General features: G+C 43.9%; 12 protein-coding genes. 7 read left to right on the forward strand and 5 right to left on the reverse strand.

Going from position 1 to position 14,415, the window contains the following annotated elements; translation table 11 throughout:
• Positions 1-4: 4 nt before the first annotated feature.
• Together Q4486_RS07435 and Q4486_RS07440 are read left to right on the forward strand one after the other, a co-directional pair.
• On the forward strand, positions 5-826 hold the full coding sequence (locus Q4486_RS07435; RefSeq protein ID WP_303518930.1) for a citrate/2-methylcitrate synthase: 822 nt from the start codon (positions 5-7) through the stop codon (positions 824-826).
• A complete protein-coding gene (locus tag Q4486_RS07440; RefSeq protein ID WP_303518932.1) occupies positions 813-1,637 on the forward strand; it encodes a citrate/2-methylcitrate synthase in 825 nt (274 codons plus the stop codon). Before Q4486_RS07435 ends, Q4486_RS07440 begins: the two co-directional genes overlap by 14 nt.
• 13 nt (positions 1,638-1,650) lie before the next feature.
• On the opposite strand, the gene Q4486_RS07445 is transcribed toward Q4486_RS07440, so the two are convergent.
• Both Q4486_RS07445 and Q4486_RS07450 read right to left on the reverse strand, forming a co-directional pair.
• Positions 1,651-3,438, reverse strand: a complete 1,788-nt coding sequence (locus Q4486_RS07445; RefSeq protein ID WP_303518934.1) for a thiamine pyrophosphate-binding protein — start codon at positions 3,436-3,438, stop codon at positions 1,651-1,653.
• A gap of 28 nt (positions 3,439-3,466) precedes the next feature.
• A complete protein-coding gene (locus Q4486_RS07450) occupies positions 3,467-5,941 on the reverse strand; it encodes an EAL domain-containing protein (protein ID WP_303417518.1) in 2,475 nt (824 codons plus the stop codon).
• A 455-nt stretch (positions 5,942-6,396) separates the two neighbouring features.
• Here Q4486_RS07450 and Q4486_RS07455 point away from each other — a divergent pair, with 455 nt between their 5' ends.
• The 3 genes from Q4486_RS07455 to Q4486_RS07465 all read left to right on the forward strand — a co-directional run bounded on the left by Q4486_RS07455 (position 6,397) and on the right by Q4486_RS07465 (position 7,974).
• Entirely contained in the window at positions 6,397-6,966 is a 570-nt protein-coding gene (locus Q4486_RS07455; RefSeq protein WP_303518936.1) for a DJ-1/PfpI family protein, read from the forward strand.
• A gap of 89 nt (positions 6,967-7,055) precedes the next feature.
• On the forward strand, positions 7,056-7,406 hold the full coding sequence (locus tag Q4486_RS07460; RefSeq protein WP_303417514.1) for a ribbon-helix-helix domain-containing protein: 351 nt from the start codon (positions 7,056-7,058) through the stop codon (positions 7,404-7,406).
• A gap of 58 nt (positions 7,407-7,464) precedes the next feature.
• The gene (locus Q4486_RS07465; protein WP_303518938.1) at positions 7,465-7,974 is read left to right on the forward strand and encodes a hypothetical protein; all 510 of its coding nucleotides are present in this window, start codon (positions 7,465-7,467) and stop codon (positions 7,972-7,974) included.
• Between the two features lie 19 nt (positions 7,975-7,993).
• Here the strand turns inward: Q4486_RS07465 and Q4486_RS07470 are convergent, their stop codons facing one another.
• The 3 genes from Q4486_RS07470 to Q4486_RS07480 all read right to left on the reverse strand — a co-directional run bounded on the left by Q4486_RS07470 (position 7,994) and on the right by Q4486_RS07480 (position 11,950).
• Entirely contained in the window at positions 7,994-8,659 is a 666-nt protein-coding gene (locus Q4486_RS07470; protein WP_303417509.1) for a carbonic anhydrase, read from the reverse strand.
• A 66-nt stretch (positions 8,660-8,725) separates the two neighbouring features.
• Complete coding sequence (gene oadA / locus Q4486_RS07475) at positions 8,726-10,516, reverse strand: sodium-extruding oxaloacetate decarboxylase subunit alpha (RefSeq protein WP_303518940.1); 1,791 nt, start codon at positions 10,514-10,516, stop codon at positions 8,726-8,728.
• Between the two features lie 18 nt (positions 10,517-10,534).
• Positions 10,535-11,950, reverse strand: a complete 1,416-nt coding sequence (locus tag Q4486_RS07480) for an acetyl-CoA carboxylase biotin carboxylase subunit (protein ID WP_303417505.1) — start codon at positions 11,948-11,950, stop codon at positions 10,535-10,537.
• Positions 11,951-12,066: 116 nt separating this feature from the next.
• Here Q4486_RS07480 and Q4486_RS07485 point away from each other — a divergent pair, with 116 nt between their 5' ends.
• Positions 12,067-13,026, forward strand: a complete 960-nt coding sequence (locus tag Q4486_RS07485) for a LysR family transcriptional regulator (RefSeq protein ID WP_303417504.1) — start codon at positions 12,067-12,069, stop codon at positions 13,024-13,026.
• 124 nt (positions 13,027-13,150) lie between these two features.
• Positions 13,151-14,380 (forward strand): nucleoside recognition domain-containing protein, encoded by a 1,230-nt coding sequence (locus Q4486_RS07490; RefSeq protein ID WP_303518941.1) that lies wholly within the window; start codon positions 13,151-13,153, stop codon positions 14,378-14,380.
• The last annotated feature ends 35 nt before the right edge of the window (positions 14,381-14,415 follow it).

Here is a 14,415-nt window from a genome sequence, read left to right on the forward strand (position 1 = left end):
AACCATGGTAAAAAAAGTAGATGAACATAGCCGTAACGATGCCTTCTGTGAAAAAACTAGCACATCCATCTGGCAGGAAACACCCTCAACAACCAATCCATACACTGTAAGTGAAGCACGCTGCCACGGTTACGAACACCTCGCTTTAATTAATAATCGCAGCTATACCGAAGTGCTCTTCCTTATGTTTCAGGGTGAGCTACCTACTCCCGAGCAGCATCAGCTATTTGAACATTTATTAACAAGCCTTATTCATCCCGGACCTCGGCATAATGCCTGTCGAGCTGCAATGAATGCCGCTGTAAGTAAAACTCATGTTAGCCACATTCTTCCTTTGTCACTAAACGTACTCAGTGGTGAACAAGGAGGTAGCCATGAGGTGTTCCAAGCGATGAAATACCTACAAAATAATCAGCAAGTCACACCTCGAATGGGCGCACAAGCATTAACCCAAGCAGCCAAAATACTCGTAGCTCAAACCGATGAAGGAGACATTATTCCAGCACCAGGGTTTGGTACCTTCTATGGCAGCATTGATAGCTATACACAAAAAATCGCCGATAACGTTTTTAATCACTGTTCTCCGGGCCCTCACTTACGTTGGGCACACGCGATGCTGGACGGTATAGATGAAGTAACGTTAAGCTGGAGAATCGCAGGCCTAGCTGGCGCATGTCTGCTCGACTTAGGTTTTACTCCCTATACAGGGGAACTTATTTTCCAAATAGCCTGTGCACCAGGTATTGCAGCACAAGCAGCAGAAAAATCGAATAGCCCGATTACTGAAATGCCCTTCCTAGCCGAGGAAAACTATGTCATCAAATAAGACGGATCCCTGCTGGAAGCATTGGGATCAACATCGAAATAAAATCACCAGCAATAAAGGGGGCTGGAAGATCGGCGATGCAGTCTATAACCACGGATACTCGATGATGGACGACCTAATCGGTCAAATATCTTGGTTCCAACTGCTGGTTTTAAATACCACGGGGCGTCTGCCTGATAAAAACTTAGCCACTTGGTTGGAAAACTGTTTTAGCTGTTTGAGCTGGCCCGATTCACGTATATGGTGCAATCAAATAGCGGCATTAGCCGGATCGGTAAAAACACGCCCTGTCGCAGCGATTAGTGCAGGAATCCAAGCATCAGATGCATTACTTTATGGCCCAGGCGTTATCACCCCTTGTCTAAAATTCATTCAACAAGCCCGAGAAGATAAAGATCAAGGGCAAACGCTATTTGAACTTATTCAAAACAGACAAGGGAATAACCACAGTCTCCCAGGCTTTGCCCGCCCTATAGCTAAAGGGGATGAGCGTGTTACGGCAATGTATCGCTTAAGCAGAGAACTAGGTTTCGAGATAGGCCCCCATGAGAGCCTAGCACTAGAGATCAGTGAATATTTAACGATTCAAGAAGGTGAGTCGATTAACTTTGGGGGATATATGGCAGCCTTTCTTGCCGACCAAGGTTTTTCTGATCCAGATCTAAGCCGCATTATGGCGCTTTGGGTAAGTGCAGGAGTCCACGCCTGTTATGCCGAAGCGGCAGATAATACAGCAGGAAGTTATTTGCCTTTACAGTGCCAAGATATTATCTACACAGGTGTAGCGCCTCGTGATTTGCCAAGCCCTTAACTTAAACAGCGGCTTACTTACTCGAGGCTAATCCTTTAATCCGCTCGCCCATGGGCGGCTCCTCTTCAGGGTCGATTTTTACATCAATTAATGTGGGACCCGAACGAGAAAATAGCGCGGAAAAATCAAGCGTCTCTAGCGCGTCAAATGAACCTATACCTATACTCTGAATACCCATTGAAGAGGCCATCGCAGCATAATCAATTACCGGAAGCGAAAAACCTATAGGTTCAGCCCCACCTAAACGTTGGCCATGCTTGACCATTCCTAGCGCACTATCATTTAAGATAATCATCACTAAAGGCACACCTTGCTGCTGAGCTACCGTAATTTCTTGACCACTCATAAGATAGCTACCATCTCCAGTAATACATAGATGGGGCGCATTAGGGTTGGCGATGGCAGATCCTACAGAGGAGCCTATAGCCCAACCCATAGAACCATAACCCATAGCGATACGGTAATAACCTTGATCATCACTGCGCAACATATAATGAGTCGCCCAAGCCCAAGCATTACCTGCATCAATAAAAATTCTTGTTTGCTCAGGAAGTGTTTCACCTAAATAATGAAATAAGCGTTGCGGCTTTAAGGGTAGATCGGAGCTACGCGCAAGATCCATTTCTGCTTGGTTTAAAAGCCCTGTCTCTGTACGAGTATCACACTCCCACCAGCGGTCAACGCGTTCCTTACCCTGAAGTTGAGTCGTTAATTTCGCAAATAATTGCGGCAGAGGGCCCAACACATGAAGCCGTGCCATACTTGACTGATTGAAATACTGCGAGATACTATCAATATGAATCAGCTTGTTATTAAGTATGGAGGGCGTCCAACCATTAGTTCCTAGTTCACTTAATCGGGTACCTACCGCTAACAACAAATCATACTGCTGATCCATAACAAGCTTTCTAGCCTTTTCATGGCCAGAAAAACCAAAGACACCACAATACAACGGATGTCGCTCATCGATCCAACGTTTCCCCATAGGCCCACTAATCACAGGGATGTTAAAGGTTTCAGCAAATTGAATAATCTGTTTGCCCGCCTGATAACAGTTATCACCTAGTAAGATCACAACTCTATTGGCCGCTAAAACCTCCTGTCGCAGTTTGTCTTGGCTAGCCGGGTCACTAGTCACCAAATGTTGACGCAAAGCATGGGAGCGAACTATAGGTTTCTCAACAAGAGGGGTGTTAAAAATATCAGAAGGCACACTCAGATGTGCAGGGCCTCTTGGTGCTGTATTTGCCGCCATAATAGCGGAAATAAGCGCATGTTCGAACTGATCAGGGTGAGAGATCAAGGTATTAAATTTAGTGCAATAACGCAGCATACCTACAGTATCAATTGCGGTACTAGAGCTATCCTGCAAAGCTTGCTTGCCAAACTTTGGAAGTGCCGTTTGAGCAGTAATAACCAACATCGGGATATTATCAGCATAGGCACTTGCTACGCCGGTGATAAGATTTGTCGCCCCCGGCCCTGTCGTGGCACAACACACACCGAGAGAGTGAACTTCTCGCGCATAGCCATCAGCCATAAATGCCGCTCCAGCTTCATGCCGAGCGATAACCATATCTATCGAACTTGCATGCGACTGTCTAGCTACGGCATCAAAAAAGGGTTCAATCGCCCCCCCTGGGACACCAAAGACCTTTTTGACATTAATTTGATTGAGATACTCTACCAGTAAATCACTATAACAAGCGCCTTCACCGAGAAAGGTCGCTTGATTACTCTCCCGCGAATTCTGATCTAGAGAGTTATGATTAATATCAATAGGGAGTTCGATCTCCAACATTTTGCGACTCCGGCAAACCGCTTGGATACTAGATATCCAAAGCTTCTATAGGGGCTGGTTTACCAAGAAAATAACCTTGGGCATATTCAACCTTAAACTCTCTTAACAGGTCGAGCGTTTCTTGATCTTCAACAAATTCAGCCACTGTCATTTTCCCTAGCGTCCATGCCACATCCCTAATGGAGCGAACTAAGGCTCGATCAATATCACTATTCTTCAGCTCTTTAACAAAAGAACCATCTATCTTTACTGTCTCTGCAGGGAATGATTTTAGATAAGAGAAGGTACTAAAGCCGGTGCCAAAGTCATCGATAGAAAAAGCACAACCCATTTCAGTTAAAGTTTTCACCATAGCTTGGGTCGCACTCAAATTAGTTAAACTCGCACTCTCTGTCAGCTCAAAAATAACCCGCGCAGGATCAACATTATACTCAGCTAACTTTTGCTCTATTAAGGGTACGAGTTGCTCATTATGGAAGGCTTGAGCCGATAAATTTATTGCAAGCTTAGGCAGTCTCGGATGATCCGCTAAGGTTTTTATCGCCTTCGATATAACATGTTTATCCAGTAAAGATGCTTCCTGGAAACGCTCAAGAGCCGAAATAAACTCGCCCGGATACACAAGCTTATCGTCAATAACTAAACGTACAAGCGCCTCATAATAAGCAATAGTACCAGTAGGAATGTGATAAACCGGTTGGTAATAAAGGACGATATCATCCCGTTCAATGGCGTGCCTTACGGTATACAACCAGTGCATACTTAAACGTACATCATCGCCCTCTTGATCCTGTTCAGTATGTAAATGAACACCACCTGGGCCATAACGTTTAGCTACATATAAAGCTATATCCGCTCGCTGTAAATAATCTTGTGGTTTCTCAAGACTGCCATCGATCAAACTGATACCTACACAACAGCTAACTTTAAAAACCTGATCATCAAACTGATATTGCTCCTCCTCAATCAGTTTGCAGATATGTGTAGCAATATCGTAAGCCTGTTGAGAATCGGTATCACTTAAAAGGAGAATAAATTCATCACCGCCGATACGAAACAAGCTTTCCGTTTCAGTCATGCGCTGCTGTAATTTCTCTGCTACATCTTTGAGAACAAAATCTCCTTTCTGATGCCCCTGAGTGTCATTGATCGCTTTAAAATGATTTAAATCTATATACAGCAATGCATACTGAATCTGGCTATAACGAGCAAAGGCGGCCACGCGCATTAACTCATTATCAAAAAAGTAACGGTTATGTAGCCCCGTCAAAGTATCATGCATCGCTAAATGTTCTAGGCGCTGCTCAGCTCTTCGTCTGGCCGATATATCATCAACCGCTACAAAAACTGACAGGGCCTGCCCTTTACGCTGCATTCCATTGAAACGAGCCTCAACCCAAATCGCCTCGTTAAACTTATCTTTAATTTTAAATTCAAGTCGAAAACGTTCACTCGGCTTTGCAATAATACGGGTAAGCGCATGCTTAATCTCATGTGTCGAACTTAATGGGTCTATATACACAACATCAATAAAGTCACTACCCAAAGCGCTAAACTCAGTTTCACCTATCATTTGTAACCAAGCTTTGTTCACAAAAACAATACGCCCTTGGCTATCAAGTTCTAAAACACCGGTAGTCAGGTTATCAAGAATATTCCTGTGCTCTTGCGCTAAACTCTCCAGTGCCTCTTTACTTTCTTCCAGATGAGCAACCGTCTCTGCAAACTGCTCATTACTGATAAGAAAATCTTCTCTATGTGCCGCGATCTCACACACTTTACGCAATTGATTAGCTTGGAACGGCTTGCTAATAAAGTCAGCGGCACCTTGTAGTACTAAACTCTCGGCCAAATCCATAGTGCCGTGAGCCGTCATTATTACAATGGTTTGTGCAGGGTTTTCAGCTAATATCTGCTCCATAACTTCAGGGCCCGACATGCCCGGCAGCATCACATCTAGCAAAATAATAGGGTGTTTTTTCTCACGCCATAGTGCCAAACCACTGATACCATCTGAGGCTATATCCACTTCAAAACGTTGTTGTAATATTCTCTGTACAAGGTGTGCAGTCTCAGCCGTATCCTCTATAGCTAAAACCCGATCTTTACGTAACTCTCGATGAAGAGCGGCAGGCTGTTCCAATAATTCTTTGAGGCGGGGATACTGCTCGAAAGGTAAAAGATGGTCGATGTCGAACTCGCGAGCTGTTTTTTCAGCAATGCGTTTACACCAAGTCGAGGAAACAACAATAAAAGGAATATCGGCACTGCAATTAAATATGCCCGAACGAACCATACGGGCTAATCGCCAACCATCTAGCCCCTCTAAATAAATATCACTAACAACACAATGGATTCGTAACTGCTTTAACATCCCAACCGCAGCAGTACCTGAATGTGCCACAATAACATTAAAGCCAGTATTTTCTGTTAGATAAGTAGATAGTGTCTCTGACTGTTCAAGATCACCATTAACCAGTAATAGCTGAAGATTACCCGTCATATTGCTCACAGCTATTCTGGTTAAATCTCAAGGGACGATGAGTCTGAAAAGAGAACACAATAGCGAAACCTTTTAGCATACAAAGGTTTGGTTTGAGATCTTTCTGCCTTATCTGATTGTCCATACACTACCTATTATTATAGTAAATCAGCCCTGCCATAGACTCTCGCATTTAGTTACTCTTTTCAAGATCTAATCTTTGGAGAAAAGTAAAAACCACTAATTATTTGATAAATAAAGCCTATTTATAACATTAAAACGATCGTTTAATAAATAACTGCGTTTTTCTATACTAAAGTAGCTGCTGATAATTAAACGACATCTATTCACCGTATATCGTCCCCGTATTTACCCCTTACACCAGAAAACCACGTAGTAATCCTCTAATACCTCCTCTGATCTGATGCCTGTTACTTTGTGCGAAGAGACAAACCTAAATTCATACGGAGCAAACCATGAACAATAAAAAAATTCTGATGATCACTGGTGATTTCACTGAAGACTACGAAACAATGGTGCCCTTTCAAACACTTTTAGCCGTCGGTCACAGCGTCGATGCGGTCTGCCCAGATAAAGTATCGGGAGACACTGTCGCAACAGCAATTCACGACTTTGAAGGTGATCAAACTTATACCGAAAAGCCTGGCCATAAGTTCACCCTGAATGCCACTTTTGCCGATATTCAGCCAGACGATTACGATGCTTTAGTTATTCCAGGTGGACGGGCGCCTGAATATTTACGCCTTAACCCTAGCGTTCTAAAAATGGTGAAGCATTTCTTTGAAACGAACAAACCTGTCGCTGCGGTTTGTCACGGTGCACAAATACTCTCAGCCGCTGGCGTATTAAAAGGGAAAAACTGCTCCGCCTATCCCGCTTGCATGCCTGAAATAAACCAGTCCGGTGGTATTTATGCGGAGATAGCGATCGACGCCGCGATTACAGATGGGAATTTAGTAACAGCCCCTGCTTGGCCTGCTCATCCAGCATGGCTATCTCAGTTTATCGCTTTACTAAATAAGTAAGGCTAAGAGCGATTACCCCTTAAGGTAGTCGCTCTTTAAAAAACCTCTATAATAAAACACCTCTTCTTTACATCAGGTAGCCACCCTTCATGTGTAAATTATTTATTAACGCGAATCCTGAGTTATGGAAAAGCAGTACACGCTCTCTACGTATAGACGGCATGGTCACTAGCGTTCGTCTGGAAAACTATTTCTGGAGCACTCTAGAAGAGATTGCTCAGCGGGATCAGATGAATATTCCCCAGATGCTTACCCGTCTCTATCATGAATCAATCGATGCAGGGCATGACTTAGGCAACTTTACATCCTTTTTAAGAGTCTGTTGTATGCGCTATCTCGCGTTACAATTGACTGGAGATATTCCGGTTAATGGGGAGGTTTCCATTAATACACTTGATGCAGATTCAATCTTAATAAATGAGATAGAGCAGCGACATTAGGCGCTCTACTTGATCTGATATAACCATAACGCTCCTCATTAACATCGGAACATTTTATATGGTCGGTTTTGGCGCTAAAAATTTTAACCTTGCTATCTATATTGCCAATAGGCCACCCCTTGATGATTACCTGAACTTATCAACCATCCAAGCACTTTTACCCGAAGAAGCACATAACATAGGCCAAGCAACGAGTAACCATTGGCGTAAAATATTTAATGTGAGTGCTAAATTTCTATTTGAGCTTTATCAAGAAGAGAAACGGTTCGATGCTAAATTCACTTGGCAGGATTATCGCGATACTTTTCTATTTCAGGCAGAAAGCAGGGAGGCTTTGCTGTTCTCTCCCCCCTCTTTCGAACAGCCAGATACCATCCATATAGTGGCAGGAAAAACCTACGCTAAACAGTTAAAACTTGCTCACCTAACGTGGCTAGATGAGCATTTTGCAGTCAGTACTCAAGAACCTTTGATTCTGTGTCCTTATTTAGACTATCGGCAACTAAGTAATGCCCGTATCACTCAGCTAGTATCTCTAGTACAAGCCATACGTAACAGAAACCAATAAAGCGTCATAAATGTGGTCTCTACTCTGAAAGGCTAGAGATCATCTCCGCATAAAGCTCGTGAAAATCGCTAAACTCATCATCATTATGGCGACAGCAACGAATGGAGCCTGACTTAATATCGTAAACCCAGCCATGGATCTCAATTTTTCCCGTCGCTAATTTGGCAGCAACCACAGGATGAGTACGAAGATGTTGAACTTGTTGCAATACATTTTCTTCAATCGCTTCATTCAAATGGCATGAATCAACGCCTTGATTCCACGGAATACCATTACGCTCTCGCACAATTTCCATCGCAGAACGGCAATGCCCAAGCCACTCTTTAACATGAGGCAAGCCATTTAGCGCCTCAATATCTAATGCTCCTTTAATCGCACCGCAATCTGTATGTCCACAAACAATAATATGACGAACACCGAGCACCGCCACTGCATACTCAATTGAAGCGGTCATACCACCGGTTTCATTACTATGAGGAGGGATAACATTACCTGCATTACGGCAGATAAATAGATCACCCGGATGGGAGCCGGTCAGTAAATTAGGATCTATTCGTGAATCTGAACAGGTAAAGAAAAGAACATCGGGCTTTTGACCTTGATCAGCAAGCTCACCAAAAAGGTCTTTCCGCTTGGGGTAAACATTGAGTTTAAAATCCAACACACCTTTAATTATCTTTTCCATAGTCGCTCACTTGTATCAAAAAAAAGTCTGCGAGATCAATAACCCACCTCGCAGACTAATGGGGTTTTAACCAATATCGATTAGAATCTCGCCGGGAGTAACACGGTCACCTTTTTGCACATACACAGCCTTAACTATTCCATCCACGTTGGAATGAACCTCCATCTCCATCTTCATTGCTTCAATCACCATAACACCCTGCCCAGCGGTTACAGCCGTGCCTTCTTGAACTAACACCTCGACAACATTACCCGGCATTGCTGCACTCACATGCCCGGGATCTGTTGCACGCTTCCGCCCTTTAGTGTCATCAGCAACAAACTCATTTAAAGATTCGAAAATAACCTCTTCTGGCATACCATCAAGTGAGAGGTAAAGCTTACGCTTTCCTGTGCCCGCATCACCCACACCCGTAATGGCCACTTCATAGCTCTCGCCGTGAACATCGATTAAAAATTCAGACGCTGCAACGGGAGCTGGCGAACTATTAAGAGTGGTCAGAACCTCAGGCTCTAAGGTTCCCGCTTCTCGCTGCTGTAGATATTCCTTGCCTAAATCAGGGAACATAGCATAGGTCAGTACATCTTCCTCATTCTTAGCCAGAGAGCCAATATCATCACTCAATTTTTGGAATTCAGGTACTAACAAATCCGCAGGGCGCCCTTCATTGCAGACTTCTGCACCTATGGCCTGCTGCTGTAATTCACTATTTACCGGTGCAGGGGGACGACCATATCCGCCGAGCAAATAACGCTTAACTTCATTGGTAATCGTTTTATAACGCTGCCCTGCCAATACATTGTAAACGGCTTGCGTACCAACAATTTGAGAGGTCGGTGTCACCAACGGTGGATAGCCTAGATCTTTTCTTACCCGCGGTATTTCAGCAAAAACATCGCGAATAGAATCCAAAGCGTTTTGCTCTTTTAGCTGATTAGCCAAATTAGACATCATGCCGCCTGGAACTTGATTGATCTGTACTGATATATCCTCGCGTGTAAACTCACTTTCGAACTGATGATATTTTTTACGCACTTCTCGGAAATAATCCGCTATCTCCGATAACAACTCAAGATCTAATCCTGTATCAAACTCACTGCCCTTCAATGCAGCCACTTGCGATTCAGTCGCAGGATGGCTTGTACCACCAGCAAATGAAGAGATCGCAGTATCGATAATATCTGCACCAGCTTCTATTGCTTTCATTTGACAGAGTGGTGCGAGTCCTGATGTAGAATGGCTATGCACAACTAATGGAAGATCCACAGCCTCTTTAATCGCCTTAACCAAAGCATAAGTATCATAAGGGCTAAGCAGACCTGCCATATCTTTTATGGCAATCGAGTCAGCCCCCATCTTTTTCAGATCAATAGCTTGCTGTACAAAGAGTTCATTAGTGTGCACAGGGCTGGTGGTATAACAGATGGTTCCCTGCGCATGTTTGCCTGCTTTTTTAACGGCTTTCATCGCTCGTTCAATGTTGCGAAGATCATTCAATGCATCAAAGACACGAAACACATCAATACCATTATCTGCAGCTTTCTGCACAAAACGGTCAACAACATCATCAGCATAATGACGATAGCCTAATAAATTTTGTCCTCGCAGCAACATCTGAAGACGGGTATTAGGTAAAGCTTTACGAAGTTGACGCAGACGCTCCCAAGGATCTTCTTTAAGGAAACGAATACAGGCATCAAACGTTGCTCCACCCCATGCTTCCAACGACCAATAACCCACCTTATCTAACTTTTCACAGATAGGTAGCATATCTTCTGTTCGCATACGGGTAGCGATAAGAGACTGATGCGCATCTCGCAGAACAACATCGGTAATTTCTATCTTTTTCGTAGTCATAACTCAATCCTATATCTCTTACCAACCAGCATGGGCGGCGATAGCGCTCGCAATAGCTAAAGCTATTTCACTTGGGTGGCGTTTCACGGAGTAATCCAGCAGTTCTGGATGATTCGGCACAAAACTCGTATTAAAATTGGCATCCTTAAAATCTGGATGGCGTAGGATCTGCTGATAATAATCCGCGGTCGTTTTAATACCGTGTAGACGCATGTCATCTAATGCACGCTGACCACGGGCGATCACCTGATCCCAAGATAGGGCCCAAACAACCAATTTAAGACACATCGAATCGTAATAAGGTGGTATCTCATAACCGGTATAAATAGCTGTATCAACTCGCACACCTGGGCCACCAGGAGCGTAGTAATGACTCACTCGACCAAAACTGGGTAAGAAATCATTTTTAGGGTCTTCAGCATTGATCCTAAATTGCAACGCATAACCACGAAATTGAATATCGTCTTGTTTGTATGTCAGAGCTAAACCAGAGGCGACCTTTAGCTGCTCCTGAACAATATCAACACCCGTAATTTGTTCGCTGATCGTATGCTCAACTTGCACTCGTGTATTCATCTCCATGAAATACACTTCATCACCGGTGATCAAAAACTCCACTGTACCTGCGTTCTCATAACCGACCGCTTTAGCCGCGCGTACCGCTAAATCACCGATATATTCCCGTTTCTCTTGGGATAACTGAGGGCTTGGTGCAATCTCAATCAGTTTCTGATTTCGGCGTTGTATAGAGCAGTCACGCTCAAATAGGTGGATTACATTGCCATGGCTATCCGCCAGTATCTGAACTTCGATATGCAAAGGGTCAACAATGCACTTCTCCATAAACACTTCAGCAGATCCAAACGCTTTCGTTGCCTCAGAAATGACACGGGGAAACTGGGTGATCAGTTCTTCATCACTATCGCAACGACGGATACCTCGCCCACCCCCACCGGAGGTTGCTTTGACCATGACGGGATAACCAATCTCTTTAGCTAGCTCTAGCGCCTCGTCCAAACCGCTTAAATTGCTCTCCGAACCTGGCGTTACCGGTACATTGGCTGCTCGCATACTGTCACGAGCTTGAGTTTTATCACCCATGCCATGTATGACACTCGATTTAGGACCGATGAAAATCACACCGTTCTTTTCGCATAGCCGAGCAAGTTCAGGATTTTCAGATAAAAACCCGTAGCCTGGATGAATCGCATCACAACCGGTCTCTAAGGCTAGATTTACAATCCGCAAAGGATCTAAGTAACCGGCTAATGGATCATCACCTAACGAATAAGCCTCATCAGCACGCTTAACATGGAGCCCATAACGATCCGGCTCCGTATAGATCGCTACCGACCGGATACTCATCTCCGCACAGGCTCGCACAATACGTACTGCGATCTCCCCTCGATTAGCAATCAAAACTTTTTTCAACATAACCTTTTCCTCAACAGCGAGAATGCACAGCGTAATTGCCTATCACTAAAAGAAGAAATCGTTATTTTTTTGTTTTACTATAAGGTTTACCTTATACATAGAATGAAATATAGCTTATGCAATACACAGTACCTCGCATCGCTAATCGCTTAACATTCCGACAACTTCAGGTATTTCATGCGGTTTATTCTTCACTAAATTACAGTAAAGCCGGTGAGAAATTAGGCTTAACCCAACCTGCTGTGAGTGGACAAATCCGGCAATTAGAGCAGGCCCTTGGCTCACCTTTATTTGAATATGTTGGTAGGCGCTTATACATTACCGGCGCTGGGGAAGCGCTGGCGGTACACACTGAGTCTATTTTTAGAGAACTCGAAAAACTACAGATCGATCTGAGTGAACAACAAGGTAAAGTAGCAGGCGATCTCCGACTCGTGGCGGTTAGTACTGCACAATATGTAGTGCCTTATCTGATCAAAGATTTTTCAATTTTACATCCTAATGTTCATATCACCGTTTCCGTTGTTAACCGCGCCACAGCCTTACAACGTATGGAAGAAAATAGAGATGATTTAACAATTATGGGCCTTGTACCGGAAAACCGGCCACTGAAAGTTTTACCTTTTTTAAACAATGAGCTAGTTCCAGTTGTACCTGCAAATCATCCATTTATAACGCAAAAAAACATTTCTCCGCAGCAGTTTCTTAATAGTCAGCTACTACTACGTGAAGCGGGCTCAGGTTCTCGCTTAGCCTTGGAAAATCATTGTTTCAAAAACGGGTTAAAACTGAAGGGAGTGATGGAATTGGGCTCAAATGCAGCCATTAAACATGCGGTTATCGCAGGTTTAGGGGTCGCGGTTCTGCCTAAGCTCAGCTTGCTAGCGGAACTGAGACTTAAAAATCTTCACGCTATCTCATTGACCGGTTTCCCATTAAATCGTTCTTGGTCTGTAGTTTACCCAGAATCAAAATATCCGACCCCAGCCATGAAAGCCTTTATGGACTATATGCAAACAAACCTAGATACAATTGAACAGCAGTTTGAACATCTTCAAAACAGAATGGATATATAGCGCGGTAACATCGCTTATCTAATCATCCGCTGTTTTGCTAAATAGAAACCTGGCCCATATCATTTATGTCGCGTTTCGTTATACTCAAATCGACCGTTGACCCCGACTATTAGCAGGGAATCTAATGCTACAACGCATATGGCTCAGCTTTTTTCTTATCGCCTTTAGTGCCGCTTTGTATCAGTGGCTTTGGCTAGATGATTCCGGTGTATTTCAACGCCTTGTTCAATCTACATTTGATATGTCGAAGCTGTCCGTAGAGCTGTCTATTGGCCTAATCGGCACGTTAGCTTTTTGGCTAGGGATGATGAAGTTAGCCGAAAGCTCTGGGCTTGTGGATAAGTTTGCCCGCGGAATAAGTCCCTTATTTACTCGCTTAATGCCAGACGTTCCTAAAGGCCATCCAGCCTTAGGCTCTATGACTATGAACCTCTCTGCTAATATTCTTGGGCTCGACAACGCTGCAACCCCCTTAGGACTTAAAGCGATGCGTGATTTACAGACGCTAAATCCGCAAAAAGATACAGCCAGTAATGCACAAATTCTATTTTTAGTCCTAAATACGTCTTCAGTTACCCTCTTCCCAATTACCGTCTTTCTTTACCGAGCTCAACAAGGTGCTAGTGACCCAACCTCTGTTTTTATCCCTATTCTAATTGCTACATGTTGCTCTACATTAGCAGGATTACTGGCGGTAAGCTTTGTACAGAAAATACCGTTATGGGAACGTGTAACACTGCTCTACATCGGTGGATTCATCGCTTTTCTACTTGCCTTTATCGGTTACTTCTCCACCCTTACGGTGGATCAATTACAGCGCCAATCCTCCCTTGTTGGGAACTTTACAATTTTCACCGCCGTTATCGGCTTTCTATTGATTTCGCATATAAAGAAGGTCAACGTCTATGAGACATTTATTGAGGGTGCCAAAGAGGGGTTTGAGGTAGCGATTAAGATCATCCCCTATCTACTTGCGATGCTGGTGGCTATAGGCGTACTGAGGGAGAGTGGAGCTTTAGAGGGGTTTATCTGGCTTCTGCGTGAAGGTTTAGGTGCTTTAGGGTTCGATACGCGCTTTGCTGACGCCCTCCCAACCGCAATCATGAAACCATTATCCGGCTCCGGTGCTCGGGCGATGATGCTGGAAACAATGAACACCCATGGCGTAGATTCATTTCCCGCTTATCTCGCCTCAATCATTCAAGGTTCAACCGAAACAACCTTCTATGTACTGGCCGTTTACTTTGGTTCAGTAGGAATACGCCATACCCGCCATGCAATAGCCTGCGGGTTAACGGCTGATTTAGCCGGTATTATTGCCGCGATTAGTGTCGGTTATTGGTTTTTTGGTTAATACTTGATCCAACAAACTCGTAACGCTGCGCTATC

The organism is Neptuniibacter sp. 2_MG-2023 (genome assembly GCF_030547495.1).
Taxonomy (GTDB): Bacteria; Pseudomonadota; Gammaproteobacteria; order Pseudomonadales; family Balneatricaceae; genus Neptuniibacter.